The organism is Bacteroides intestinalis DSM 17393 (assembly GCF_000172175.1).
Lineage (GTDB): Bacteria > Bacteroidota > Bacteroidia > Bacteroidales > Bacteroidaceae > Bacteroides > Bacteroides intestinalis.
The window spans coordinates 142,044-165,759 of record NZ_ABJL02000001.1 but is presented as its reverse complement, the minus strand read 5'-3'; the positions used below and the strand labels follow the sequence as shown (position 1 = coordinate 165,759).

At 46.1% G+C, this 23,716-nt stretch carries 18 protein-coding genes and 1 pseudogene; 10 read left to right on the top strand and 9 right to left on the bottom strand.

Annotation, left to right across the window (positions count from 1 at the left end):
• The first annotated feature begins 13 nt into the window (after window positions 1–13).
• The 5 genes and pseudogenes from BACINT_RS00635 to BACINT_RS23445 all read left to right on the top strand — a co-directional run.
• A complete protein-coding gene (locus tag BACINT_RS00635) occupies window positions 14–1,807 on the top strand; it encodes a RagB/SusD family nutrient uptake outer membrane protein (RefSeq protein WP_007659756.1) in 1,794 nt (597 codons plus the stop codon).
• 144 nt (window positions 1,808–1,951) lie between these two features.
• A complete protein-coding gene (gene dcuC / locus BACINT_RS00630) occupies window positions 1,952–3,340 on the top strand; it encodes a C4-dicarboxylate transporter DcuC (RefSeq protein ID WP_007659755.1) in 1,389 nt (462 codons plus the stop codon).
• A gap of 14 nt (window positions 3,341–3,354) precedes the next feature.
• Window positions 3,355–4,500: a beta-aspartyl-peptidase gene (iadA, locus tag BACINT_RS00625; RefSeq protein ID WP_007659753.1), complete on the top strand. Its 1,146-nt coding sequence runs from the start codon at window positions 3,355–3,357 to the stop codon at window positions 4,498–4,500.
• Window positions 4,497–7,523, top strand: coding sequence for a M14 family metallopeptidase (locus BACINT_RS00620; RefSeq protein WP_007659746.1), 3,027 nt, complete (start codon window positions 4,497–4,499; stop codon window positions 7,521–7,523). The genes iadA and BACINT_RS00620 overlap by 4 nt, the downstream gene beginning before the upstream one ends.
• Window positions 7,524–8,055: 532 nt before the next feature.
• A pseudogene (locus BACINT_RS23445) lies at window positions 8,056–8,244 on the top strand (cell filamentation protein Fic); the annotation flags it as partial.
• A 36-nt stretch (window positions 8,245–8,280) separates the two neighbouring features.
• On the opposite strand, the gene BACINT_RS23440 reads toward BACINT_RS23445, so the two are convergent.
• Window positions 8,281–8,682, bottom strand: coding sequence for a hypothetical protein (locus tag BACINT_RS23440; protein WP_225663099.1), 402 nt, complete (start codon window positions 8,680–8,682; stop codon window positions 8,281–8,283).
• Window positions 8,683–9,466: 784 nt separating this feature from the next.
• Here BACINT_RS23440 and BACINT_RS00610 point away from each other — a divergent pair.
• The 5 genes from BACINT_RS00610 (at window position 9,467) to dnaG (ending at window position 15,748) form a co-directional block, all read left to right on the top strand.
• Entirely contained in the window at window positions 9,467–10,315 is an 849-nt protein-coding gene (locus tag BACINT_RS00610; protein WP_007210092.1) for a prephenate dehydratase, read from the top strand.
• Window positions 10,290–11,471, top strand: coding sequence for a pyridoxal phosphate-dependent aminotransferase (locus tag BACINT_RS00605; RefSeq protein WP_007659734.1), 1,182 nt, complete (start codon window positions 10,290–10,292; stop codon window positions 11,469–11,471). Before BACINT_RS00610 ends, BACINT_RS00605 begins: the two co-directional genes overlap by 26 nt.
• A 67-nt stretch (window positions 11,472–11,538) precedes the next feature.
• Window positions 11,539–12,606 carry a bifunctional 3-deoxy-7-phosphoheptulonate synthase/chorismate mutase type II gene (locus tag BACINT_RS00600; RefSeq protein WP_007659732.1) on the top strand — a complete coding sequence of 356 codons (1,068 nt, stop codon included), beginning with the start codon at window positions 11,539–11,541 and terminating at the stop codon, window positions 12,604–12,606.
• Window positions 12,607–12,695: 89 nt separating this feature from the next.
• Window positions 12,696–13,469, top strand: coding sequence for a prephenate dehydrogenase/arogenate dehydrogenase family protein (locus tag BACINT_RS00595; protein ID WP_007659729.1), 774 nt, complete (start codon window positions 12,696–12,698; stop codon window positions 13,467–13,469).
• A gap of 194 nt (window positions 13,470–13,663) precedes the next feature.
• Entirely contained in the window at window positions 13,664–15,748 is a 2,085-nt protein-coding gene (dnaG, locus tag BACINT_RS00590; protein ID WP_007659728.1) for a DNA primase, read from the top strand.
• Window positions 15,749–15,917: 169 nt separating this feature from the next.
• Here the strand turns inward: dnaG and folE are convergent, their stop codons facing one another.
• From folE to BACINT_RS00550, 8 genes are all read right to left on the bottom strand, one after another.
• Entirely contained in the window at window positions 15,918–16,511 is a 594-nt protein-coding gene (folE, locus tag BACINT_RS00585) for a GTP cyclohydrolase I FolE (protein WP_007210082.1), read from the bottom strand.
• Between the two features lie 60 nt (window positions 16,512–16,571).
• Window positions 16,572–17,027, bottom strand: coding sequence for an SPOR domain-containing protein (locus BACINT_RS00580; protein ID WP_007659727.1), 456 nt, complete (start codon window positions 17,025–17,027; stop codon window positions 16,572–16,574).
• Window positions 17,028–17,129: 102 nt separating this feature from the next.
• Window positions 17,130–17,885, bottom strand: a complete 756-nt coding sequence (gene tpiA, locus BACINT_RS00575) for a triose-phosphate isomerase (protein WP_007659726.1) — start codon at window positions 17,883–17,885, stop codon at window positions 17,130–17,132.
• 54 nt (window positions 17,886–17,939) lie between these two features.
• The gene (locus BACINT_RS00570) at window positions 17,940–19,247 is read right to left on the bottom strand and encodes a BT_3928 family protein (protein ID WP_044154559.1); all 1,308 of its coding nucleotides are present in this window, start codon (window positions 19,245–19,247) and stop codon (window positions 17,940–17,942) included.
• Complete coding sequence (locus BACINT_RS00565; RefSeq protein ID WP_007210078.1) at window positions 19,237–19,779, bottom strand: DUF1599 domain-containing protein; 543 nt, start codon at window positions 19,777–19,779, stop codon at window positions 19,237–19,239. Before BACINT_RS00565 ends, BACINT_RS00570 begins: the two co-directional genes overlap by 11 nt.
• A 105-nt stretch (window positions 19,780–19,884) precedes the next feature.
• The gene (locus BACINT_RS00560) at window positions 19,885–20,754 is read right to left on the bottom strand and encodes a M23 family metallopeptidase (protein WP_007659724.1); all 870 of its coding nucleotides are present in this window, start codon (window positions 20,752–20,754) and stop codon (window positions 19,885–19,887) included.
• Between the two features lie 201 nt (window positions 20,755–20,955).
• Window positions 20,956–23,052 (bottom strand): ATP-dependent DNA helicase RecG, encoded by a 2,097-nt coding sequence (gene recG, locus BACINT_RS00555; protein WP_007659722.1) that lies wholly within the window; start codon window positions 23,050–23,052, stop codon window positions 20,956–20,958.
• On the bottom strand, window positions 23,040–23,711 hold the full coding sequence (locus BACINT_RS00550; protein WP_007659721.1) for a 2-C-methyl-D-erythritol 4-phosphate cytidylyltransferase: 672 nt from the start codon (window positions 23,709–23,711) through the stop codon (window positions 23,040–23,042). Before BACINT_RS00550 ends, recG begins: the two co-directional genes overlap by 13 nt.
• Window positions 23,712–23,716: the final 5 nt, after the last annotated feature.

Here is a 23,716-nt window from a genome sequence, read left to right as displayed (position 1 = left end):
AAAGAGAAACAGTATGAAAAAGCTAAAATATACACTGATAGCACTACTCGTGCTCTGCATGACCGGATGCAATGAATCCAGCTTCCTGGAAGAAGATCCGCGTGCTTCACTCTACCCTGAAAATCTGTTAGTAGATTACAGCGGGTTCCAATCCATGGTAACCAGCTTCTACGGAATGATGCGTAACGAATACCGCCGTGCCGATGCACTCGGTGGTGGTCTGCCGCTCGTTCTGCACTCTGCATGGGGTTGCGGTGTGGACAATTCATGGAGTAATAACTCACACAGCGACTTTAAATACATGTACTATCCGTCGCAAATCAACCAGACGGACTTACGGATATTTCAGAACATCTTCCAATGGTGTTACCGCATCATCAATACGGCAAACATGGTGATTTCACGTGCCGAAGGCAGTGGTATCGACTGGAAAGGAACCGAAACCGAAGCTGCCGCCCACAAGAATAAGATCATCGCACAGGCCCGCTTCTTCCGCGCATGGGCTTACCGTCATCTGACGTATTCATTCGGTGCCGTACCTTTGTCCACCGAAGAAATTACAGGTATGAACTACCGTAACGACTGGGAGCGCAATTCCGTAGAATCCATCCGTGAAGTCATGGAGCAGGACTTTGTTTTCGCCATGAACAATTTACCGTTGCGTGAAGAAAGCAACAGCAAGATTTCAGGAGCCATGGCACGCCATTATCTGGGTGAACTATACCTGGCAATGGACCAGCCCTCCAAGGCAGTCGAAGTTTTGAAGCCGCTGACAGAAGGTTCCGAATACAGTTTGATAACCAACCGTTTCGGCAAGAACTCCGCCAATCCAGGCTGTCCGTTCATCGACGTATTCCGCACACCGATGTATGCGGACGGAAACACAGAGGTTTTATATGCTTTTGTCAACACGGAACCGGAAAACAGCGCGTTCGGTACAGCCGAAGTTTACATGAAGAGTACATATAAAAATTATTACTCCAACGATGGTGTCATCAACAAGAGCAACAAGTACGATCCCGACTATACAAGCGGTGCAGCCACTTGGCCTCAGGTGTTCTGGATAAACAACGGTGGTAAAGGTGCCGGACGTTGCGTGCCTTCAAGAGGTGCTTTCCGCCTCTACAACTATAAAGATCAGGGAACTCAGGACGACCGTGTATCCGATCATGCAGTGGTATGGACTATTAACGAAAAGGGTGCCGACGGCAAGATTACGGAATTCCTTAATAACGGTAAGATGGTGGTAGACACCACTGTAACCGCCGCTATGCTGGATGATAATAAGACAACCATCAAGAAGTATAACTGGCCCACTACCCGCAAATGGGATTACGTGGCACCGTTGCTGGCAAATGGTGACAAGGATGGATGTTATCAGGATATTGTTTATCTCCGCCTCGCCGACACGTACTTGCTTTATGCGGAAGCCTTACTGAAAAACAACCAGGCAGGTGAAGCCATCAAATGGATTAACAAGGTACGCAATCGTTCCAATGCAGTCAGCATCACAGAAGCTGAACTTACCGCAGGAGGTATGGATTTCATTCTGGACGAACGTAGCCGTGAACTTCTTTCCGAAGAAGAACGCCGTCACACCCTGATTCGCGTAAGTCAGGAGAAAGGTGGAGATGAACGTGATGTGAACAATTACTTCAAACGCCGTATGCGACAGTTGAATGAGATTGCAGGACGCGATGCACGAGGCATGAATTCGTATGATACGCCTGTGTTGTTCCCGATTCCGCAAGAGTTCATAGATTCCAATACAGGTCGCCAGTTGGAGAATAATCCGGGGTACTTATAAGACAGTAGAACAATGATTAAATAGTGCTATCCCAATTCTCCTCCTTTTGAGAGGAGGAGAATTGAGACACTTCATTTAATGCATTCCTGTCCCATCTCCGATCACTCCTCAAAAAACAATTTATAACACAGAACCAATCAGATTATGTCAGTCGTAGCCTTCCTCCTCTGTATATTGGTGATCACCGTCACCGCTATTTACCTCTACCGGAAACTGAATCCGCAAGGAGTTCTGATGCTGGCCGGACTTGTGATGTTGACATTCGCCCTCATTCTCAATGTCCAACCCATCATTCCGGATAAATCCACCGGTAGCGTTGTTTTCGATTTGGTGAAAGTGGTGGAAGAAACATTCATCGGCAACCTGTCCCGCGCAGGACTGATGATTATGACCATTGGCGGCTATGTAGCTTTTATGAATCACATAAAAGCCACCAATGCCCTGGTACACATCTCCATGAAACCGTTGGGTTTCTTTCGTCGTTACCCCTACCTGGCAGCTACCGTCACCATTCCCATCGGCCAGTTGCTCTTTATCACTACCCCCTCGGCAGCCGGATTAGGACTCTTGCTTGTCGCCTCCGTTTACCCCGTCCTCATCGGATTGGGAGTAAGCCGCCTCACCGCATTATCCGTCATTGCCGCCGCAACGCTGTTCGACCAGGGGCCCGGTTCGGCAAACACAGCCCTTGCTGCCGAACTTATCGACCAGACCAACGTAGCTTATTTCATTACCCACCAACTCCCGTTGGTTATCCCTACCACCTTGGTAGTCATGACCCTGTTTTACTTCAACAATAGATATTTCGATAAAAAAGAAGCCGCCAGGCAGAGTACGGAAAACCATGAAACAGCAGAAGTCCCGCAGACCTCTACCCAACCGGATATTCCATTGATATTCGCCATGCTGCCCGTACTTCCGCTTGCGCTTCTCATTATATTTTCACCCTATGTGGGGCTGTTCCAACCTCCCATAGCACTCAATACAACGACCGCCATGCTATTTTCCCTCTTTGTCTCACTTGTATTCGTAGGCTGTCATATACGCAATATACGGAAAACCTTTGACGCCTTCTCCAGCTTCTGGAAAGGGATGGGAAATGTCTTCGGAAGTGTCGTGACACTAATTGTTGCCTCCGAGATATTTTCCAAAGGACTGATTAGCCTCGGTTTCATCGACTCACTGGTAGATTACTCCACACATATAGGACTTTCCGGCATTGCCATCGCAGCAGTCTTCGCCCTGATAATCTTCTGTGCGGCCATGTTGATGGGAAGCGGAAACGCGGCCTTCTTCTCGTTCGGTCCGTTGCTACCCGGAATTGCCGGACAGTTGGGTATGCCTGCCTATTCCCTCGTGCTTCCTTTGCAGTTATCCGCCAGTATGGGGCGTGCCGCATCTCCCATAGCGGGTATCATTGTCGCCATTGCCGGCGTGGCGGGTGTATCGCCCATTGAACTGGCAAAGAGAAATACCCTGCCCCTTATAGGCAGCATTCTATTCCTGATAGCTTATCATTTCATAACACTATAAAACAACTCCGAATCATGTTCACACTCATTAAAAATGCAAACTTATACTCTCCGGAACATCTTGGCATGAACGACGTTCTGCTGGCAGATGATAAAATAGCCCTCATAGACCGGAAAATAGAACTGACCGGTATTCCATTTGATACCATAGACGCCGGCGGGTGCGCCGTCACCCCCGGCTTTATCGACCAGCACGTCCACATCACCGGTGGCGGCGGACAAACCGGCTATGCTTCCTTAGTCCCCGACGTCTCCATGAGCGAACTGGTGGCTTGCGGAACCACTACCGTGGTAGGACTACTCGGCACGGACGGTTTCGTAAAAGAACTGACCACCCTTTATGCTAAAACCAAAGCCTTGGAAGATAACGGCCTCAGCGCCTACATGCTTACCAGTTTCTACGGATTGCCTCCCAGAACACTGATGTCCTGCGTAGCCGACGATCTCATCTTCATCGACAAAGTGATCGGTTGCAAACTTGCCATGAGTGACGACCGCAGCGCTTTCCCCACCGAACTGGAGATACTGCGCCTCATCAACCAAGTACGCCTCGGCGGTTTCACTTCCGGCAAAGGAGGTATCCTGCATATTCATCTGGGAGCCTTACCCGACGGTATCACCCCGTTGCTGGACATCGCCCGCAAATATCCCACGCTGATTCCCTATCTCTCGCCTACTCACCTGATACGCACGGAAGCCTTATTCTGGCAAGCCGTAGAATTTGCCTGCATGGGTGGTATGGTAGATTTCTCCACCGGAGGAACCAAATTCGACGCTCCCCATCGCTGCGTCATGAAAGCCCTCGAAGCCCATGTACCCCTCGACCGCATCACCTTCTCCAGTGACGGCCGTGGCGGAGTGCGCCGTACCAATCCCGAAACCAAAGAAACGACCTATCGCCCCGCTCCCCTGCACCTCAACTTGCAGGAGATGAGATTGCTCGTAAAAGAAGGTCTGTTGCCTCTGGAACAGGCACTGACCCTTATCACCAGCAATCCGGCACGCAACCTCAAACTGCGTACCAAAGGCAGAATAGACATCGGTTTCGATGCCGACCTCTGTTTCCTCGATTCCGAGCTTCAACTGACACACGTCATAGCACGCGGCAAACTCGCCCTAAAGGATAAAGAAGTCATTAAAAAAGGGAGGTATGAAGAATGAAAAGACTGATTCTATTTTTTGCCATTGTCTTTCTGGGCGCCGGACTCCGTGCCGCCTCCGTGCTTCCCGTGGGTGAAGGCAAGTTCACCTACAAAGACTATCCGCCTTTTGCCGACCGTCCGGTAGATGTGCACTATTACATTCCGGCTTCGGGCGATGTACGCCGGATGCCCATTGTCTTTGTCTTTGAAGGTGCCGACCGCGGTTTCACTTATCTGCTCAAAGCTTGGAAGCAGGAGGCAGAGAAGCATAAATTCATGGTTTTCATTCCCCACTTCGATCTGGAAAGGTTTCCTTTGCCCGATTATCAGGAAGTCGGTGTCATGAATGACAAAGATCACACGATACGTCCGGCCGAAAAGCAAACGCCGGCACTGGTTGATAAAATCTTTGAGTACGTCCGCCAATCTTCAGGTAGTGAACGGAAAGGATATATGATTTACGGTCACTCAGCCGGAGGGCAGTTTGTGCAGCGTTTCATGCTTTTTTATGACAGTCCGTATGTGGAGAAAGCCGTTATCGGCAGTCCGGGATGGTACACCTTCCCCGATGCTTCGCAAGATTTTCCCTACGGAGTACGCAACATTCCGTATGTCACCCCCGAAACAATCAGGAAGTACCTTGCCAAACCGATTATCCTCCAATTGGCTACGGGAGACACCATCCGCGAATCGTATTTAAGAAAGACTCCCGAAGCCGAAGCACAGGGACGCAACCGCTACGAGCGTGGCAATCAGTTCTACCGATACCTCCACCGGATAGCAGCCGAACACAACTGGCCCTGCAACTGGCAGAAAATAGAAGAACAGGGCATCGGACACCACTCCGCCGGAATGGGCAGACGTGCCGTTCCTGCCATGTTGGGAGACTCCCTACGTGCACTGTTCATAGGCAACAGCTACACACAATACAACCGTTTAGTCCGACAAGTGCAAGCTCTTGCCGCCTCCACCGGCCACAAGCTTTCTGTAAAATTGGTGGAACACGGTGGCTGGACATTGAGGAAACATGCCGCCAATCCTGAAACCCTGGATGCCATTCGTGAAGGAAACTGGGATTTCGTCATCCTGCAAGACCAAAGTAAAGCGCCTGCCCGCGAAAAGGAATGGGTACAGGAAAATGTATACAAGCCTGCCCACTCCCTCGACAGCCTGCGCCGCCTTTACAATCCGAAGGGAAAAACCGTTTTCTACATGACCTGGGGACACGACATCGACACATATACCGAAATGCAGCAACGACTGGCTGAAAGTTATTTGGAGATGACTGTTCAACTGAATGCCTGGTGTGCCCCCGTCGGCATCGCTTGGAAGCGTGTCCGCACGGAGAATCCAAGTATCACGCTTTACAACAACGATCACAGCCACCCTTCCCGACAGGGTTCTTATCTTGCCGCCAATGTATTCTGTAGCGTATTTTTTCAGAAACCCTATACAAGTACTTATTATGTCGGACTGCCCGAAGAGGAAGCACTCTATCTGCAACGTATTGCGCAAGAAACCGTATTCAGCAACCCTTCTCTCTGGAATATCCAGCCCACGGTGCAGCCGGAAGAGGTAACCCGCCGTTTCTATCCCGAACCGGAACAGCAATATTCCACTCCCACCCTCGGCAAGCCGCTTGAAGAAGGTCTGGCTTCCTTGTTCGAGATAAACAGATATTTGAAGGATTTAGCCGACAAGCATCCCGGTAAGGTTACGCTGTCCGATATAGGAAAGACTCCACAGGGCAGGGATATCCCCGTGCTCTATTTCGGAACTCCCAACGAGAAAAAGAAAATAAGAGTCTGGATACAAGCAGGACTGCACGGCAACGAACCTGCCGGGCCGGAAGCAACCTGTATGCTTGTCGATTATTTACTGAATACGCCCGAAGGTACTGAACTATTGAGAAAGGTTTCTCTTGCGCTTGTACCCATAGCCAATACGGACGGTTATGCCATGCAAAGCCGTAAATCGGGCAGTGGGTATGATTTGAACCGGGATCAAAGTAAACTTGCCGATCCGGTGACTCTTCTTCTTAAAAAAGCGTACAAGGAATGGAATCCCGAAATAGCGCTGGATATTCACGAATTCAATCCGTTCCGCAAGGAGTTTGAATTGCTTCGGGGTACTAAAGTAGCTACGGCCCCCGATGTCCTTTTCCTACCCAGCGGGCATTTGAATATCCCTGCCGGAATTCGTACACTTTCCAACGGCTTATTCCGTGAAGAAGCAGAGAAGGCATTGGAAGCTAACAGTTATCATTCAGGCTTTTACTTTACACCCAGCGTCAGAAATGATAGCTTGTATGCAATGAAAGATGCCAAGAACCCGCAATCCAGTTCCACGTTTCAGGGACTCACCAATACGGTATCTCTATTCATAGAAATCCGTGGAATAGGATTGGGAAGAGCGTGTTTTGCCCGTCGTGCAGAATGTGGTTTTCTGGTATCCCGCAGTCTTTTGGAAACGGCGGCTCTTCATTCAAAAGAAGTAAGAAGTGAGATACGAAAGGCCGTAAAAGAGACTTGCAGTGGAAAGAGTGATATATCCGTCACTTTTCAATCCGCACGGACAGAGCTTCCCGTTACTTTTATTGACCTTGCCAAGAACGAACGTTTTACGGAACCTCTGCCTACCTTCGATGCACTTCAACTAAAAGCTGAGTTAGTACGCAAACGTCCCAAAGCATATATTCTGCCGAATACCTGCCGGATGCAAGCAGAGAAATTGCGGGCTTTAGGAATAGAAGTAGAAGAGATAGGAAAAACCTTCACAGCCACCGTAGAGAAGTATATAGTTACCGGATACAAGAAAGTTACCAAGGAATGGGAAAAGATTTATCCGGTCACAGTCTCTACACGGACGGTAAAGGAAAAGAAGAGCTTCCCGGCAGGTTGTTTCATCATTCGTCTTTCACAGAAGAATGCAAACCTTGCGACAACGCTGTTAGAACCGGAGTCCGTGAATGGCTTTGTCAATTTCGAAGTGGTTCATACGGAGTTTGGGAAAGAGTTGCCGATATACAGGAAAGGTTTCTAACTCCATTCCGATTAATTACACATCAAATCGATTAATTCTTTTTTGACAGGATATGAACATAATTTCCCCTCCTGATTCGCATGAATAATATAAGTTTCAGAGGTTAAGCCGCCGCATCGCCACTTTTATCTCTTTTCGCTACGACGGTTAAAGAAAATTGTAGTAGGTACTTATTCTTTCCACCATGGAGAAAGTTGCTTTCCATCACGGGGAAACTTTCTTTCCACCATGGTGGAAAGAAAGAAACTCCACGGTGGAAAGAATAAATGTTCGGATGGAAAAGGCTAACCGTTGGAAGGGAAAAAGTATAGGAATGCCTAAGAACGGAGTTAGCTATTGCATTTAGTTCATTTTTGTACGGTTATGAACTAAAGTACATTTGGGCATAATTTACATCACAGCTATAAATTCCATCTTTACAAATAGTAGAATTCCAAAGATCGCTGTTATCTTTACCTTGTCTAAAAACGGTATATAATATTTGCTATATAAATAACCCAAATTATGATATTATTATACGAAATAGATTTATATGGAGTTTGATGATAAAAATAATATAATCATCTACCAAGATGATAATGGTGTGCCCAAAGTCAATGTACGGTTTGCTGATACCGATGTGTGGCTCACGCAACAACTTCAGGTAGCGACACGTTTCAGGCGTTGGGCAACCGAACGATTACATGAATACATTCAAAAGGTATTTGCAATAGATGATGAATGCAACTTCCTAAAAACAATACTTACTAAAATTGCTTCAGTCCCTCCAATGCCTCACCAACCACACCAAATCCCTTACCGTCTCTTGAATCCTCCACCACAGTACTTTCAGCCTTGGAGGTCGGTGCATCGGCAAATACAGTCTCCACAAACCACTTTCCAGATCGAGAATAAAATACACTTTCCCGCGGCACATCACATACAGAAAATCACCTTTCACAAAGGTACTGAACACAGAATCCAGCGGTATTTTACATCCACATTTTTCTTCCGGAAAGTCTTTACAGGGAGGTTCCAGCTTGATGCTGGCATAGTCGGAGTCGAGCGTAAAACCATATTTTATACTTAATGGGTAGAGCACTTCCCATATCTCGTGTTTCCTCTGTTCTACCATGCAGTGGATGGCCTCTGTTATCATTTCATCCTTCGGGGTATTCATGTCTTCTTCGGATTTTAAATATTTAAAATCGCCCTCATCCCCCTTATACAAAAAGAAGTCGGACGTATAGTTCATATTTATCCAAGGAGAGGTACTGGTATACCCACAGAACCAATAAATACGCTTGCACGCCCGACCCTATATGGTCTGCGTGAAACATCTTTATTGAAGTTCTGTTTCTTGACTTAAATAAAATTACCAGTTTTCTCCTTGTCAAAAATAGCTTCAACATGCCGCATTTCTCTTCGGCTAATGCAAAGATAGATGAATTGCAGTGAATAGCCAAAAGAAGAATGCTTTTTTATTGAATCAGGATATCCCCCCAAAAAAGTAGTCAGTGCCCCAAACACCCGTTATAAAAGTACATCCGCGAAGGTCATAGTACTCCGAGGCAGGCACAGCCTAACGATGCCGTGAACAAATGGGAGTAAATCAAAAGAATCATGCACAACGATTGACTGATTTCCAGTAGAAAAAGACAGTCGGAAGCAGTAGTCTGAAAGCTAAATTTGAAGAAGAAATAAAAAAAATATCATTTTTTGCTTGCATATAAGAGAAAAGTATTACTTTTGCCACGAATTAAGAATCAAAAAGAAAACGAAAGTATGAATTTGTTTACTTATGCATATTACTTCTTTTTTTACTTTTACTTTAGCCAGAAAGTAGAGCGGGAGTTTGTATGTGTCAAGTGACAGTGATGCTTAAGAACTGAATAGAGAACTAAAGTAATATACTTAATCCCGCTCCATTGTATGGAAGCGGGATTTTTTTTTAAAGAAACAGTATGAAAAGAATAGCCATTCAAGGAACATTAGGGTCGTATCACGACATTGCCGCACACAAGTACTTCGAAGGAGAAGAAATAGAGTTAATCTGTTGCGCTACTTTTGAGGATGTGTTTGCAGCCGTGAAGAAAGACAGCAAGACCATAGGAATGTTGGCGATAGAGAATACCATTGCAGGCAGCCTGTTGCACAACAATGAGTTGCTGCGGCAGAGCGGCACACAAATCATAGGCGAATACAAACTACGCATTTCACACAGCTTTGTCTGCCTGCCCGACGAGGACTGGAACGATCTGACGGAAGTCAACTCCCACCCTATCGCACTGATGCAATGCCGCGAGTTCCTTGCCCAGCACCCGAAAATGAAAGTAGTGGAAGCGGAAGATACTGCCCTCAGCGCCGAAATCATCAAGCGGGAAAACCTGAAAGGACACGCCGCCATCTGCTCCAAAGCTGCTGCCGAGCGTTACGGCATGAAGGTGTTGCAGGAAGGCATCGAAACAAACAAGCACAACTTCACCCGTTTTCTGGTAGTTGCCGATCCTTGGCAAGTAGACGAAATACGCCGCCATCCACACCCGGAAACCAACAAGGCAAGCATGGTATTCACACTGCCCCACACGGAAGGGAGCCTCTCGCAAGTACTGTCCATTCTTTCGTTCTACAGCATCAATCTGACCAAGATACAGTCGCTGCCCATCATCGGACGGGAATGGGAATACCAATTTTACGTAGACGTTGTTTTCGACAACCTACTGAGATATAAACAATCCATCGCGGCCATCACACCGCTAACCAAAGAACTTAAAATATTAGGCGAATATGCAGACGGAAAATCAAACATCTAAGATCAAGCCCGCCGACCGGTTGGCCAGCGTGAGCGAATACTACTTCTCCAAGAAGTTGAAAGAGGTGGCACAAATGAATGCCGAAGGAAAAGACGTAATCAGCCTCGGAATCGGCAGCCCTGATATGCCTCCCTCGGAAGCAACCATACAAACCCTGTGTCGCGAAGCACAAAACCCTGACGGACACGGTTATATGCCTTATGTCGGCATCCCCGAACTTCGCCGCAGCTTTGCCGCCTGGTATAAGAAATGGTACGGCGTGGAGTTGAATCCGAACACTGAAATACAGCCGCTCATCGGCTCGAAAGAAGGTATCCTGCACGTCACACTCGCCTTCGTCAATCCGGGCGAACAGGTGTTGGTTCCCAATCCGGGTTATCCCACTTATACCTCATTGAGCAAGATACTGGGCGCGGAAGTCATCAACTACAACTTGAAAGAGGAAAACGGCTGGATGCCCGACTTCAACGAACTGGAAAAGATGGACATGAGCCGCGTAAAGCTGATGTGGACCAACTATCCGAACATGCCGACCGGAGCTAACGCCACCCCGGAACTCTATGCAAAGCTGGTGGACTTTGCACGCCGCAAGGACATCGTGATTGTAAACGACAACCCGTACAGCTTCATCCTGAACGACCACCCTCTCAGCATCCTCAGTGTGCCGGGCGCCAAAGAGTGTTGCATCGAGTTCAACTCCATGAGCAAGAGCCACAATATGCCGGGCTGGCGTATCGGTATGCTGGCAAGCAACGCCGACTTTGTGCAATGGATACTGAAAGTGAAGAGCAACATCGACAGCGGCATGTTCCGCGCCATGCAACTGGCAGCCGCCAACGCCTTGGAAGCCGAACAGGAATGGTACGACGGAAACAACAAGAACTACCGCAACCGCCGCCATCTGGCAGGGGAAATCATGCATGCACTGGGATGTACATACGATGAAAAACAGGTAGGTATGTTCCTCTGGGGAAAAATTCCCGATAGCTGCGCCGACGTTGAAGAACTGACTGAAAAGGTGTTGCACAACGCACGCGTGTTCATCACACCGGGATTTATCTTCGGAAGTAACGGAAAACGGTATATCCGCATCTCGCTTTGCTGCAAAGACCATAAATTGGAAGAGGCATTGAAGCGCATCAGGGAGATGAAGTAATATATTCACAGGAGATACAGAGAAATATCAATACAATAAAAATATAATTGAACAAAAATAAAAGAATATGGAACTTGAATTAGAATCGATTTTGCTGCCGGGTATTGAGGACAAACGTCCCATGGTAATTGCAGGTCCTTGCAGCGCCGAGACAGAAGAACAAGTAATGTGCACAGCCAAGCAACTGGCCGAAAAAGGAACGAAGATATTCCGCGCCGGAATCTGGAAACCACGTACCAAACCGGGTGGTTTCGAAGGTGTGGGCGTAGACGGTCTGGCATGGCTAAAAGAGGTGAAGAAAGAAACCGGTATGTACGTAGCTACCGAAGTAGCTACTTCAAAGCATGTATACGAGTGTCTGAAAGCAGGTATCGATATCCTTTGGATTGGCGCACGCACCACTGCCAACCCGTTTGCCATGCAGGAAATTGCCGATGCACTGAAGGGTGTGGATATTCCTGTGTTTGTGAAGAACCCGGTAAACCCGGATCTGGAACTCTGGATCGGCGCATTGGAGCGTATCAACAATGCCGGACTGAAACGTCTGGCAGCCATCCACCGCGGTTTCAGCAGTTACGACAAGAAGTTGTACCGCAATCTGCCGCAATGGCATATCCCCATCGAGTTGCGTCGTCGCATCCCGAACCTGCCGATCATCTGCGATCCCAGCCACATCGGTGGTAAGCGCGAACTCATCGCACCGCTTTGTCAGCAGGCTATGGACCTCGGTTTCAACGGTCTGATTATCGAAAGCCACTGCAACCCCGACTGTGCATGGAGCGATGCTTCGCAGCAAGTGACTCCGGACGTACTGGATTACATCCTGAACCTACTCGTCATCCGTAAAGAGACACAGACCACGGAAAATCTCAGTGAACTGCGCAAGCAGATTGACGAGTGCGACAACAACCTGATGCAGGAACTTGCCAAGCGTATGCGTGTGGCACGTGAAATCGGTACGTTCAAGAAAGAACACGATATGACGATCCTGCAAACGGGACGTTACAATGAAATTCTGGACAAACGCGGTTCACAAGGTGTGCTTCTGGGCGTAGATTCGGAATTTATCAAGAAGGTATTCGAGCTGATACACGAGGAGAGTGTGAGGCAACAAATGGAAATAATTAATAAGTGACAAGCTACAGGCTACCAGTAGCTGCGCCATCATATCGCAGGATACTCGTAGCTTGTTGCTCGTAACTTGTAGCTAATAACACTAAATTTATGCGTATTTTAATACTCGGAGCCGGCAAGATGGGCTCTTTCTTTACAGATATTCTAAGTTTCCAACATGAAACGGCAGTGTTCGACGTGAATCCGCACCAGTTGCGTTTTGTCTATAACACGTATCGTTTCACCACGTTGGAAGAGATAAAGGACTTCGAACCGGAGTTGGTAATCAATGCCGCCACGGTAAAGTATACATTGGATGCATTCCGCAAGGTGCTGCCTGTGCTGCCCAAGGATTGTATCATCAGTGATATCGCCTCGGTGAAGACGGGATTGAAGAAATTCTATGAGGAAAGTGGTTTCCGTTATGTATCGTCGCATCCGATGTTTGGCCCTACGTTTGCCAGCCTCAGCAATCTGAGCAGCGAGAATGCTATCATCATCAGTGAAGGTGACCACCTGGGAAAAATTTTCTTCAAGGACCTTTACCAGACGCTCCGCCTCAATATCTTCGAATATACTTTCGACGAGCATGATGAGACAGTAGCTTATTCTCTGTCTATTCCTTTTGTCTCTACGTTTGTTTTTGCAGCGGTGATGAAGCATCAGGAAGCTCCAGGTACTACGTTCAAGAAGCACATGGCTATTGCCAAGGGTTTGCTGAGTGAGGATGATTATTTGCTTCAGGAAATTCTCTTCAACCCGCGCACTCCCTCACAAGTGGAAAATATTCGTCTGGAACTGAAGAATTTGCTGGAAATTATCAGTACGAAGGATGCGGAAGGAATGAAGCAGTATCTGACGAAGATTAGGGAGAAGATAAAATAGATCAGAATTCCATCAGCAATTAATGAGTTCTTTTGCTCGTTTACGCTATTGTTTTTATCTGGGGATAGTTTATCCCCAGATAAAAACAATAATATTCCTCCCCACTATTCCTTCCTTTCACACTACATAAGAAATCCAAGAGTTGCGATTCGCTATCATTTTAGTATCTTTGCATTCGCAAAAACAATTATCCAATGATAGACCAACCTACCATAGACAGAATTCTGGATGCCGTACAGATTGTAGACATTGTATCGGACTTCGTTACGTTGCGCAAGCGAGGTGTGAATTATGTAGGCTTGTGTCCGTTCCATGATGACAAGACGCCATCTTTCTACGTGTCGCCTTCCAAAGGGTTGTGCAAATGCTTTTCCTGCGGTAAAGGTGGCAATGCGGTGCACTTCATTATGGAACACGAGCAGATGAGCTACCCCGAAGCTCTGAAATATCTGGCAAAGAAATACGGTATCGAAATCAAGGAGCGCGAACTGTCCAGCGAAGAGAAGCTGATGCAGAGCGAACGTGAAAGTTTGTTCATTGTGAATAACTTTGCACGTGACTACTTCCAAAATATACTCAAAAACCATGTGGACGGACGTAGCATTGGCATGGCATACTTCCGCAATCGTGGTTTCCGGGATGATATCATTGAAAAGTTCCAATTAGGCTATTGCACCGAAAGTCACGATGCCATGGCTCAAGAAGCCATCAAGAAAGGATTCAAGAAAGAATATCTTGTCAAGACAGGGCTTTGCTACGAAACGGATGATCACCGCTTGCGCGATCGCTTTTGGGGACGTGTTATTTTTCCGGTACACACACTTTCCGGTAAGGTAGTCGCTTTCGGCGGGCGCGTGCTTAGCAGTGCGACGAAGGGAGTCAAAGTTAAATATGTCAATTCTCCCGAATCGGAAATCTATCATAAGAGTAATGAGTTGTATGGCATTTATTTTGCCAAACAGGCTATTGTGAAACAAGACCGTTGCTTTCTGGTGGAAGGATACACGGACGTTATTTCCATGCACCAGTCAGGTGTGGAGAATGTGGTAGCTTCTTCGGGTACGGCACTGACTCCGGGACAAATTAAGCTCATTCACCGCTTCACCAATAACATTACGGTACTCTATGACGGTGACGTGGCAGGTATCAAGGCTTCTCTCCGCGGTATCGACATGCTGCTGGAAGAAGGTATGAATATCAAAGTTTGCCTACTTCCCGACGGAGAAGACCCGGACTCCTTCGCCCGCAAGCACAACGCTACGGAGTTCCAGAAATTCATACAAGATAATGAAACAGACTTTATACGCTTCAAAACAAATCTTCTGCTGGAAGATGCAGGAAAAGATCCTATCAAGCGTGCTGAATTAATCGGTAATCTTGTACAAAGTATATCTATTATTCCTGAAGCAATTGTCCGTGATGTATATATTAAAGAATGTAGTCAGCTGCTTCGTATAGAAGACAAACTGCTGGTTTCGGAAGTTGCCAAACGACGCGAAACGCAGGCTGAGAAGCAGGCGGAACAAAGAAACCGGGAAACAAGAAAGAATAATGCAGCCCGCGACGCTACACAAGCACCGCTTCCCGACGGAATGCAACCACCCTACCCTGAAGACATGCCTCCTTATCCCATGGATGGAGAAATGCCTGACGGTGGTGCACCGCTTCCACCGGAAGCTGCCGAATACGTATCTTATATCCCCCAAGAAGGAAAAGAAGGACAGGAATTCTACAAATACGAGCGCCTTATTCTGCAAATGGTAGTACGCTACGGAGAGAAAGTATTGTGCAACGTTCCCGATGAGGAAGGGAAAGAAATTCCCATCACGGTAACGGAATACGTAGTCAATGACTTGAAGGAGGATGAACTGGCTTTCCACAACCCACTGCACAGGCAGATGTTGACGGAAGCGGCAGAGCACATACATAATGAAGGATTCACCGCAGAACGGTATTTCCTGGCGCATCCCGACCCAATTATCAGTAAGCTAAGTACAGAGTTGATTGCCGACCGCTACCAACTGAGTAAGTATCACTCCAAAGCCCAAAGGTTAGTAACCGACGAGGAACGCCTATTCGAATTGGTGCCTACGCTCATGATTAATTTCAAGTTCGCCATCATCAGTGAAGAAATGAAACACATGATGTATGCCTTGCAAGATCCTGCCGTAGCCAATGATGAAGAACAATGCACCTCTATCATGAAACGCTACTCAGAACTGCGTGAGATCAAAAGTATTATGGCCAAACGATTGGGAGACAGAGTTGTACTCGGTTAAATCACCTTACTCTTAATGAGAACGATAGTTTCCTTATGCAGAAACGACAGTTCCCCCTAATGGGAACGACAGTTTCCTCATACAGAAACGATAGTTTCCCCCTAAAGGGAACGCGCGTTTCCTTTCATGGGAACTGCAGTTTCCTTTCATGAAATAAGGTATGGGATTGTTATGTGAATGAATTCTGACGAATGAGGTTCATAAACTCTTCACGGGTCTTTGCCTGATTGAAAGCACCTGTAAAATCGGAAGTGGTCGTTATGGAATTCTGTTTTTCAACCCCACGCATCTGCATACACATGTGCTTGGCTTCCACAACCACCATTACGCCCAAGGGATTCAGTGTTTCCTGGATGCATTCTTTAATCTGGAGCGTCATGCGTTCCTGCACCTGAAGACGGTGGGAGAAGATATCCACTACACGGGCAATCTTGCTCAGCCCCGTAATGTAACCGTTGGGGATATAGGCCACGTGTGCTTTTCCGTAGAACGGAAGCATGTGGTGTTCGCAAAGTGAGAAGAAATCAATGTCTTTCACAATCACCATCTGACTGTATTCTTCCTTGAACTTGGCAGAGCGGAGCACTTCATGCGGGTCCATGAAATAGCCTTTTGTCAAACTCAGCATAGCTTTCGCTACACGTTCGGGGGTTTTCAGTAGTCCTTCGCGTTCGGCATCTTCGCCCAATAAAGTTATAATACGCTGATAGTGTTCTTTCAGTTCATCCAGTGCAGGAGATACGATTTCTTCTTTTCCTAACATATATTTGAGTTTTAAGTTTCCGAGTTTCAGTATAACTCAAAAACTGAACAACTTATAAACTTAAAGCGGTATGTTTATCTGCTCTTTCACAATAGAAACTTCTTTGAATACGCCTGTAGCACGCAACTGGCGCATCATGGCATCCGCTTCTTCAATACTGCGGAAGTCTCCTACACGGCACAGCCAGCGGGGAGAGTGGAAAGAGGTATAAACAGAAAGCTCCGGGAAATATTCTTTGATTCGTGAGCCCACTGAGTGAGCTTCATTCTTGGCTCTACTGGTATTGTTTCCGGCATACACCTGTACGCGGTAACCCTGACTTTTAAGCACTCTGTTTTCCGTTCCATTGGGGATATATTCCTGACCTATCAAGGCCTCGATGCGGGCATCCTGATGGATGGTTACCTTACCCTGTCCCGGCACATTGCGTTCCAGACTCTTCACAATGTTATTCTGCGCCGAAGCAAAAGCGGCGAAAGCAAAGCATGCAATTAAAAGTAAACCAAGCTTCTTCATAATGAATAATAAAATAATAGACGGTTGATAATATGATTATAGAGACTGATAACCGACAAACGGCACTTCACCGGTTATCAATTATCAGTCTTCCATTATCTATTAGTTAAAAGCATCAATGATACCTTTGAAGTCTGCTGCCTTCAGAGCTGCACCACCGATCAAGCCACCATCAACGTCAGGATTAGCAAACAATTCCTTTGCGTTAGACGGTTTAGCGCTACCACCGTAAAGGATAGAACAGTTGTCAGCAACTTCCTTACCATACTTGTCAGCAATCAGTGAACGGATGAAAGCGTGGATTTCCTGAGCTTGGTCGGGAGTAGCAGTTTTACCTGTACCGATAGCCCAAACCGGTTCGTAAGCCAATACGATCTTAGAGAAATCTTCAGCAGACAGAGAGAATACAGAAGCCAACTGAGCGGCAACTACTTCATTCTGCTTGTTAGCCTCGCGTTCTTCCAGCACCTCACCGATACAGAAGATCGGAGTCAGGCCGTTAGCCAAAGCCAATTTTACTTTTTCTTCCAAGATGGCAACTGTTTCGCCATAGTAAGCACGACGTTCTGAGTGACCCAGGATTACATATTTAGCACCTGTAGAAGCAACCATAGCAGCTGAAACTTCACCAGTGTAAGCACCTGATTCTTTGTCAGCACAGTTTTCAGCACCTACGCCAATCTTAGCGGGGTCTACCAACGGAGTAACCGATGCCAGATGGATAAAAGGAGTACAGATGATTACATCACAGTTAGGCTTTTCGTTAGCCAATACTTCATTCAGTTCTTTTGCAAGAGCAATACCCTCCTGAAGGGTTTTGTTCATTTTCCAGTTTCCTGCAACAATGTTTTTTCTCATTTTGTTTTTTATTTATTAAAAGGGTTAATGTATTTACTATTTATAATTTGTGATTTATGGCTGAGGAAGCTCTTTATTTTTCTCTCTCTTTCTTTCCCTGCGCTTCACAACCAGAATATCCACGCCGATAACCATCAGCAACGGAATGATAAACCACAAAAGAACGTAACCAATCGTGCGCAAATCACTTTCTTGTTTCTGCTGACCGAGTTCCAGTTTATCCAAGCTATCCGTCAACACATATTCATCCGGTAAACTGTTATCACTCCACTTATTCAGAATAACGCCATCCTTTATCAGCATCAGTCCGGGATTGGAACGAATAATGGTCTTCAAAGTGATGTCATCCATCTGGCAGAAAGGATATTCTGCACCGGTCTTGTCACGCCACAACTCTATTTGTTCCTCCGGCGAAGAAGTCAGGGCATAAAAGCCGTAACCATGCTCCACACTATAATCATAGATCTCGTTAATAAGATCTATATTGCTATCGTCAGCTTTTTCAATACGATGAGCTACTAACAGGAATGTATACCCCTTATCTGATAAAATGCTATCGGTCAGATCCTCTCCGGTTTCCAGACTTACAATAGAAAAGTCGTGAATCGGAGGCTCGTATCCTTTTTCCTTCAACACCGTACGTGTTTCAACAAACGTCCATGTGCTATCCGGGTAATTATCCAGTGTAAATTCCTGCTTTTTTCCATCTTTCTCCAGAATAAACTTGCTCTCAAACACACTGGGTTTTGCTCCTTCGGGTATTTCCATGCCTTCTTTGATATTCTTTCCGATCTTGTAAGGACGAAAATCCAGAATGGGCAGATTGTCTAGGCAATAGAATGAAAGCACAAACACGAAAAAGAATGTGTACATGGAAACCATCCATGCCATCTTTGCCGTAATAAAGCGGATGATTTGTTTTCCACCTTTGAAAACAGATACAGCTGCAATAAACAATACTACATTCTTGCCAAACGTTTCCCAGTTTGTCAACACCCATGCATCACCGAAACAACCGCAATCGGACACCGGGTTCGCTAATGCCAGATACAGTGTCAGCGGTGTCATCACGATCATCAACAACAGTGCCAAAGTCGTAGCAAACCTCCGCCGTATACCGAAGAACAGGAATACCCCCACTGAGAATTCCAACGCCGACAATACGATGGCAAACAGTAGTTGCAAATATGTAGGAAACCACGCGGCCATTCCGAAAGCCGTCAGATAATCCTGAATCTTATAAAAAGAGCCTAACGGATCGACTGCCTTCACAAAGCCGGAAAAGATGAATACCGCCGCCAATAAAAAACGGCAAACATTCACCCAGCTCTTCCAGATTATATGTTTCTGCTTAGTCTCCAAATTCAATCTTAATCAAACCGAATACGGAATAATTAATCATGTCCATATAATTAGCATCCACTCCTTCCGAAACCAAAGTCTGTCCTGACAGGCTTTCAATCTGTTTCGTACGGTAGATTTTCATCAATATCAGATCAGTGTATGAACTGACACGCATGCTGCGCCATGCCTCATCGTAATCATGATTCTTAGCAAGCATCAAATCCAATGAAGTTTTAGCATATTTGTCATACAACGCCATTGCTTCTTCATTCGTGATATCGGCTGATTCCGCATATCCCAGTTCCAGCTGTATCAATCCGACAATGCCATAGTTGACTATCGCAATGAACTCGGAACGTATTCCTTCGTCCACCAACGTCACTCCTTTGGTTTCAATACTCCTGATACGATTGGCTTTAATGAATATCTGGTCAGTCACGGAGGCCGGACGGAGAATACGCCATGCCGGACCGTAATCATGTAGTTTCTTGGAGAACAAATCACGACAGATGGCAATGACATGCTCAAATTGTTGTTTGGTATCTTTCATTTCCTTACAAATTGGTTGCAAAGGTAGGAATAATTAAAGAAAAAAGAAAAGAGGGCACTCTAAATTATATTAAAGTGCCCTCTTCTTTATGGGTTTATTGATATCTTACGAACAACGTAATACCTGTCCCGGACGTAAGATTGTTTTCCGTGTAATGCGATTCAACTGACAGAGCTTGTCAATAGATACTCCCTGACGGGATGCAATCTTAGACAATGTATCGCCACTCTTCACTTTATAGAACAAACCTTCACCGGAAGCCATGCTGCGAGCAGTTCCTTTTGAAGTCTTGGTCTTAGTGAAAGTATAATGATCAGCAACAATATCTTGCTTTTCAAAGTCGAACATTAAAGCGGGGTTAATAGGAATTCCTAAAAAGCGGGTTTCAAAGTGAAGATGCGAACCGGTAGAACGTCCGGTATTGCCACCTAAAGCGATAGGTTCTCCGGCTTTAACCAATTGATTAATTTCTACGATCTGTTTGGACAAGTGTCCGTAAACAGTTTCCAGTCCATTGTCATGACGAATAACGATATACTTACCATAGCCACGGCGTCCCTGATTCTTTACTACGCGTACTTTACCATCGAAAGCTGCTCGAATCGTATCACCGATGAATACTTTAACATCCAAGCCATAGTGCATTCTGCGTCTTCTGGGGCGATAACCGAATACATCGGTAATCTTCGTATGCGTGGTAGGCATACAGAAACCTGTCAGGTCCACTTTATAGCTTTCAGGAACGATAGCATCGCCATAAGCTTGTACATACTCATTGTTCCAAGTCGGATATAGACTTAGACCTGGATAAGCAGATTGTTCAGCACGTATCTGTTTCTGTAAAGCCAACGAGTCAACGCTCTTTAGTTTCCTGTCGATGGGGGCTTGTCGGGCAATCAAATCCTGAGAAAAAGAATTCAGGCTGACCATTGCCGTCGCAGCTATTAGAATCGTTTTAATGCAATTGAAATTCATTCCGTTTCGTCATTCTTTTAAAAAATTCTCCCAAAGGTAGTATTTCTTCTCTAAATGAAAAGGCTGTTCTTAACTATTTTTTCGGTAAGGGACTAAAAGATACATATTAAAACATTCCCTAACTCCCTGTGTATCGGAAAGATAAGAGCTAATATGTTTTACAACATAAAAATGCAAATAAAGTGTATGTTTAACCGTTATTCAACTAATGGAAGCCCAATTAACGTTAGTTTTCCGAAGTGCCTTTAGCTGACGCCACAGGATTTCATTCTCCGGACGAATACCAGTAGGATCAGCATCCACCACTTCTTCAGCAACATTGCGCACATATTGCAGCAGTTGTCCGTCGCGCGCTATATCGGCAATTTTCAGGTCGAAGGCAATACCACTTTGCTGTGTGCCTTCCAAATCACCGGGACCTCGTAGCTTCAGATCGGCTTCAGCTATTTCAAAGCCGTCATTTGTCCGCACCATAATTTCCAGACGCTTGCGGGTTTCCTCTACCAACTTGTATCCGGTCACTAAAATACAATAAGACTGTTCTGCTCCACGACCTACACGACCACGCAACTGATGGAGCTGTGACAAACCGAAGCGCTCTGCATTCTCAATAATCATCACGGAAGCATTCGGTACATTTACGCCTACCTCAATCACAGTAGTCGCTACCATTATCTGTGCTTCGCCCGAAACAAAAAGCTGCATCTGCGCATCCTTCTCAACTGCTTTCATCTTGCCATGCACTTTGCAGACTTTACAACCCGGAAATTCCTCACAAATATGAAGGTAGCCTTCTTCCAGGTTCTTCAAGTCGATTTTCTCACTTTCCTTAATCAAAGGATATACAATATATACCTGTCTGCCCTCTGCAATCTGCCTATGGACGGATTGGTACAAGCTTACACGGTGCGCATCATATTTATGAATGGTCACAATAGGTTTACGTCCCGGCGGCAGTTCATCAATGACGGAAACATCGAGATCACCGTATAATGTCATAGCCAGCGTACGCGGAATAGGGGTAGCTGTCATGACTAGCACATGGGGGGGCTGTGCATTCTTAGTCCATAAACGTGCGCGTTGTGCCACACCGAAACGGTGTTGTTCATCTATCACGACCAGCCCCAGTGAAGAGAAATTCACGGTATCTTCTATCACGGCATGCGTACCTATCAGTATTCGTACATCTCCTGTTAACAGACCGGTGAGAATGGCTTCCCGCTTTTTTCCTTTCACAGAACCGGTTAGCAATTCCACGCGTATATCCATTCCGTACAACAACTCGCGGATTGTTTCAAAATGCTGATTAGCCAGAATCTCGGTAGGCGCCATCATACAAGCCTGGTAACCGTTATCCAACGCTATCAGCATACTCATCAGTGCCACCAGCGTTTTCCCACTACCTACATCCCCCTGCAACAGACGGTTCATTTGCTTACCGCTCCCCACATCCCGGCGTATTTCTTTCAGCACACGCTTCTGAGCGCCGGTCAGTTCGAAAGGCAGATTCTTGGCATAGAAAGTATTGAATATCTCTCCTACCGTTTCAAATACATATCCACGGTATTTCCGTTGCCTGTCTTTGGCATAGCGGAGAATATTCAACTGTACATAAAAAAGTTCTTCAAACTTCAAGCGATATTGCGCTTTACGAAGCAATTCCGGATTTGCCGGAAAATGAATATTCATCAAGGCCTCCGTCAGTGGCATCAAATGATGCTCTGTCAATATAGCGGGAGAAAGCGTTTCAGGCAGCGGTTCGCGGAGTTGCTGCACTACGGCGCTCATCATCTTCTCAATTGCATGAGAATTGAGGGAACTCCGCTTCATTTTCTCCGTTGTATTATAATAAGGTTGCAATCCCATTGTCGAGAGCTTCAGTTCCGAAGCATTATCTATATCCGGATGAGCAATGTTGATCCGTCCGTTAAAGACGCTGGGTTTACCAAATACAATATATTCCTGATGTACCTTATACTTACCGACGAGAAATTTAATTCCCTGAAACCAGACTAAATCCACAATCCCCGTACCATCCGAGAAATGGGCAATCAGACGGCGTTGCCTACCTTCTCCAATCGTCTCAAAGCCCAGGATTTCACCTTTTAGCTGGATATAAGGCATCGTACCGTCTATCTCATGGATATAATAGATACGGCTACGGTCTACATATTTATAGGGGAAATAATACAATAAGTCGTGAAGGGAATAGATATTCAATTCCTTATTGAGCACTGAGGCGCGTTGCGGCCCTACACCCGACAGGTATTTTATGTCACGAGAAGCTAAATCAAACATGAATCCAACAAAGCAGCGGCTATTTTCAAATCAAAGGGAGTCGTAATTTTAATGTTTTCCCGATTACCTGCCGCGAGGTATACAGATACTCCCATCGCTTCCACTACCGAAGCGTCGTCCGTAAAGAAAGAAGTATAAGGTTGTTCATAGGCCTGTTTCAGTAAATCGGCATCAAACACCTGGGGAGTTTGTACCAATTTATACTCATCCCGGCTGACGGTCACACTTTCTTCTCCTTTGAGATGACGTACAGTCTCCACCACATCTATCACGGGAATCACCGCTTTTTTTTCAGCAGCCAATTCATAACAACGGGCTATGACTTCCCGGGAAACAAACGGACGTACCCCATCATGGACACCAACCAATCCCGGAGTGGTTACGTGAGACAATCCGTTCTTTACTGAATGGAAGCGTGTTTCACCTCCGTCCGCCACTGTATGCGGCAAAGAAAAAGAATGCTCCGCACATAGCTCTGTCCAATAAGACTGCTGGCTAAGCGGGAGCACCAATATTATATGTATCTCCGGATTGTAGGCATAAAAGGCTTCCAAAGTACGCATCAAAACAGGTTTTCCACCTATAGGCAGAAACTGTTTGGGAAGTTCGCCTCCCATGCGCAACCCTTTACCACCGGCAACTATCAGAGCATACTCCATCAATT

Excerpts from the sequence above, each read along its gene's own strand:
- BACINT_RS00565 (WP_007210078.1), bottom strand. The coding sequence starts at position 19,779 with ATGAAAGATACCAAACAACAATTTGAGCATGTCATTGCCATCTGTCGT.
- iadA (WP_007659753.1), top strand. The coding sequence starts at position 3,355 with ATGTTCACACTCATTAAAAATGCAAACTTATACTCTCCGGAACATCTT.
- tpiA (WP_007659726.1), bottom strand. The coding sequence starts at position 17,885 with ATGAGAAAAAACATTGTTGCAGGAAACTGGAAAATGAACAAAACCCTT.
- BACINT_RS00595 (WP_007659729.1), top strand. The coding sequence starts at position 12,696 with ATGCGTATTTTAATACTCGGAGCCGGCAAGATGGGCTCTTTCTTTACA.
- recG (WP_007659722.1), bottom strand. The coding sequence starts at position 23,052 with ATGTTTGATTTAGCTTCTCGTGACATAAAATACCTGTCGGGTGTAGGG.
- BACINT_RS00600 (WP_007659732.1), top strand. The coding sequence starts at position 11,539 with ATGGAACTTGAATTAGAATCGATTTTGCTGCCGGGTATTGAGGACAAA.
- folE (WP_007210082.1), bottom strand. The coding sequence starts at position 16,511 with ATGTTAGGAAAAGAAGAAATCGTATCTCCTGCACTGGATGAACTGAAA.
- BACINT_RS00550 (WP_007659721.1), bottom strand. The coding sequence starts at position 23,711 with ATGGAGTATGCTCTGATAGTTGCCGGTGGTAAAGGGTTGCGCATGGGA.
- dnaG (WP_007659728.1), top strand. The coding sequence starts at position 13,664 with ATGATAGACCAACCTACCATAGACAGAATTCTGGATGCCGTACAGATT.
- BACINT_RS00610 (WP_007210092.1), top strand. The coding sequence starts at position 9,467 with ATGAAAAGAATAGCCATTCAAGGAACATTAGGGTCGTATCACGACATT.
- dcuC (WP_007659755.1), top strand. The coding sequence starts at position 1,952 with ATGTCAGTCGTAGCCTTCCTCCTCTGTATATTGGTGATCACCGTCACC.
- BACINT_RS00605 (WP_007659734.1), top strand. The coding sequence starts at position 10,290 with ATGCAGACGGAAAATCAAACATCTAAGATCAAGCCCGCCGACCGGTTG.
- BACINT_RS00620 (WP_007659746.1), top strand. The coding sequence starts at position 4,497 with ATGAAAAGACTGATTCTATTTTTTGCCATTGTCTTTCTGGGCGCCGGA.
- BACINT_RS00580 (WP_007659727.1), bottom strand. The coding sequence starts at position 17,027 with ATGAAGAAGCTTGGTTTACTTTTAATTGCATGCTTTGCTTTCGCCGCT.
- BACINT_RS00635 (WP_007659756.1), top strand. The coding sequence starts at position 14 with ATGAAAAAGCTAAAATATACACTGATAGCACTACTCGTGCTCTGCATG.
- BACINT_RS00560 (WP_007659724.1), bottom strand. The coding sequence starts at position 20,754 with ATGAATTTCAATTGCATTAAAACGATTCTAATAGCTGCGACGGCAATG.
- BACINT_RS23440 (WP_225663099.1), bottom strand. The coding sequence starts at position 8,682 with ATGAATACCCCGAAGGATGAAATGATAACAGAGGCCATCCACTGCATG.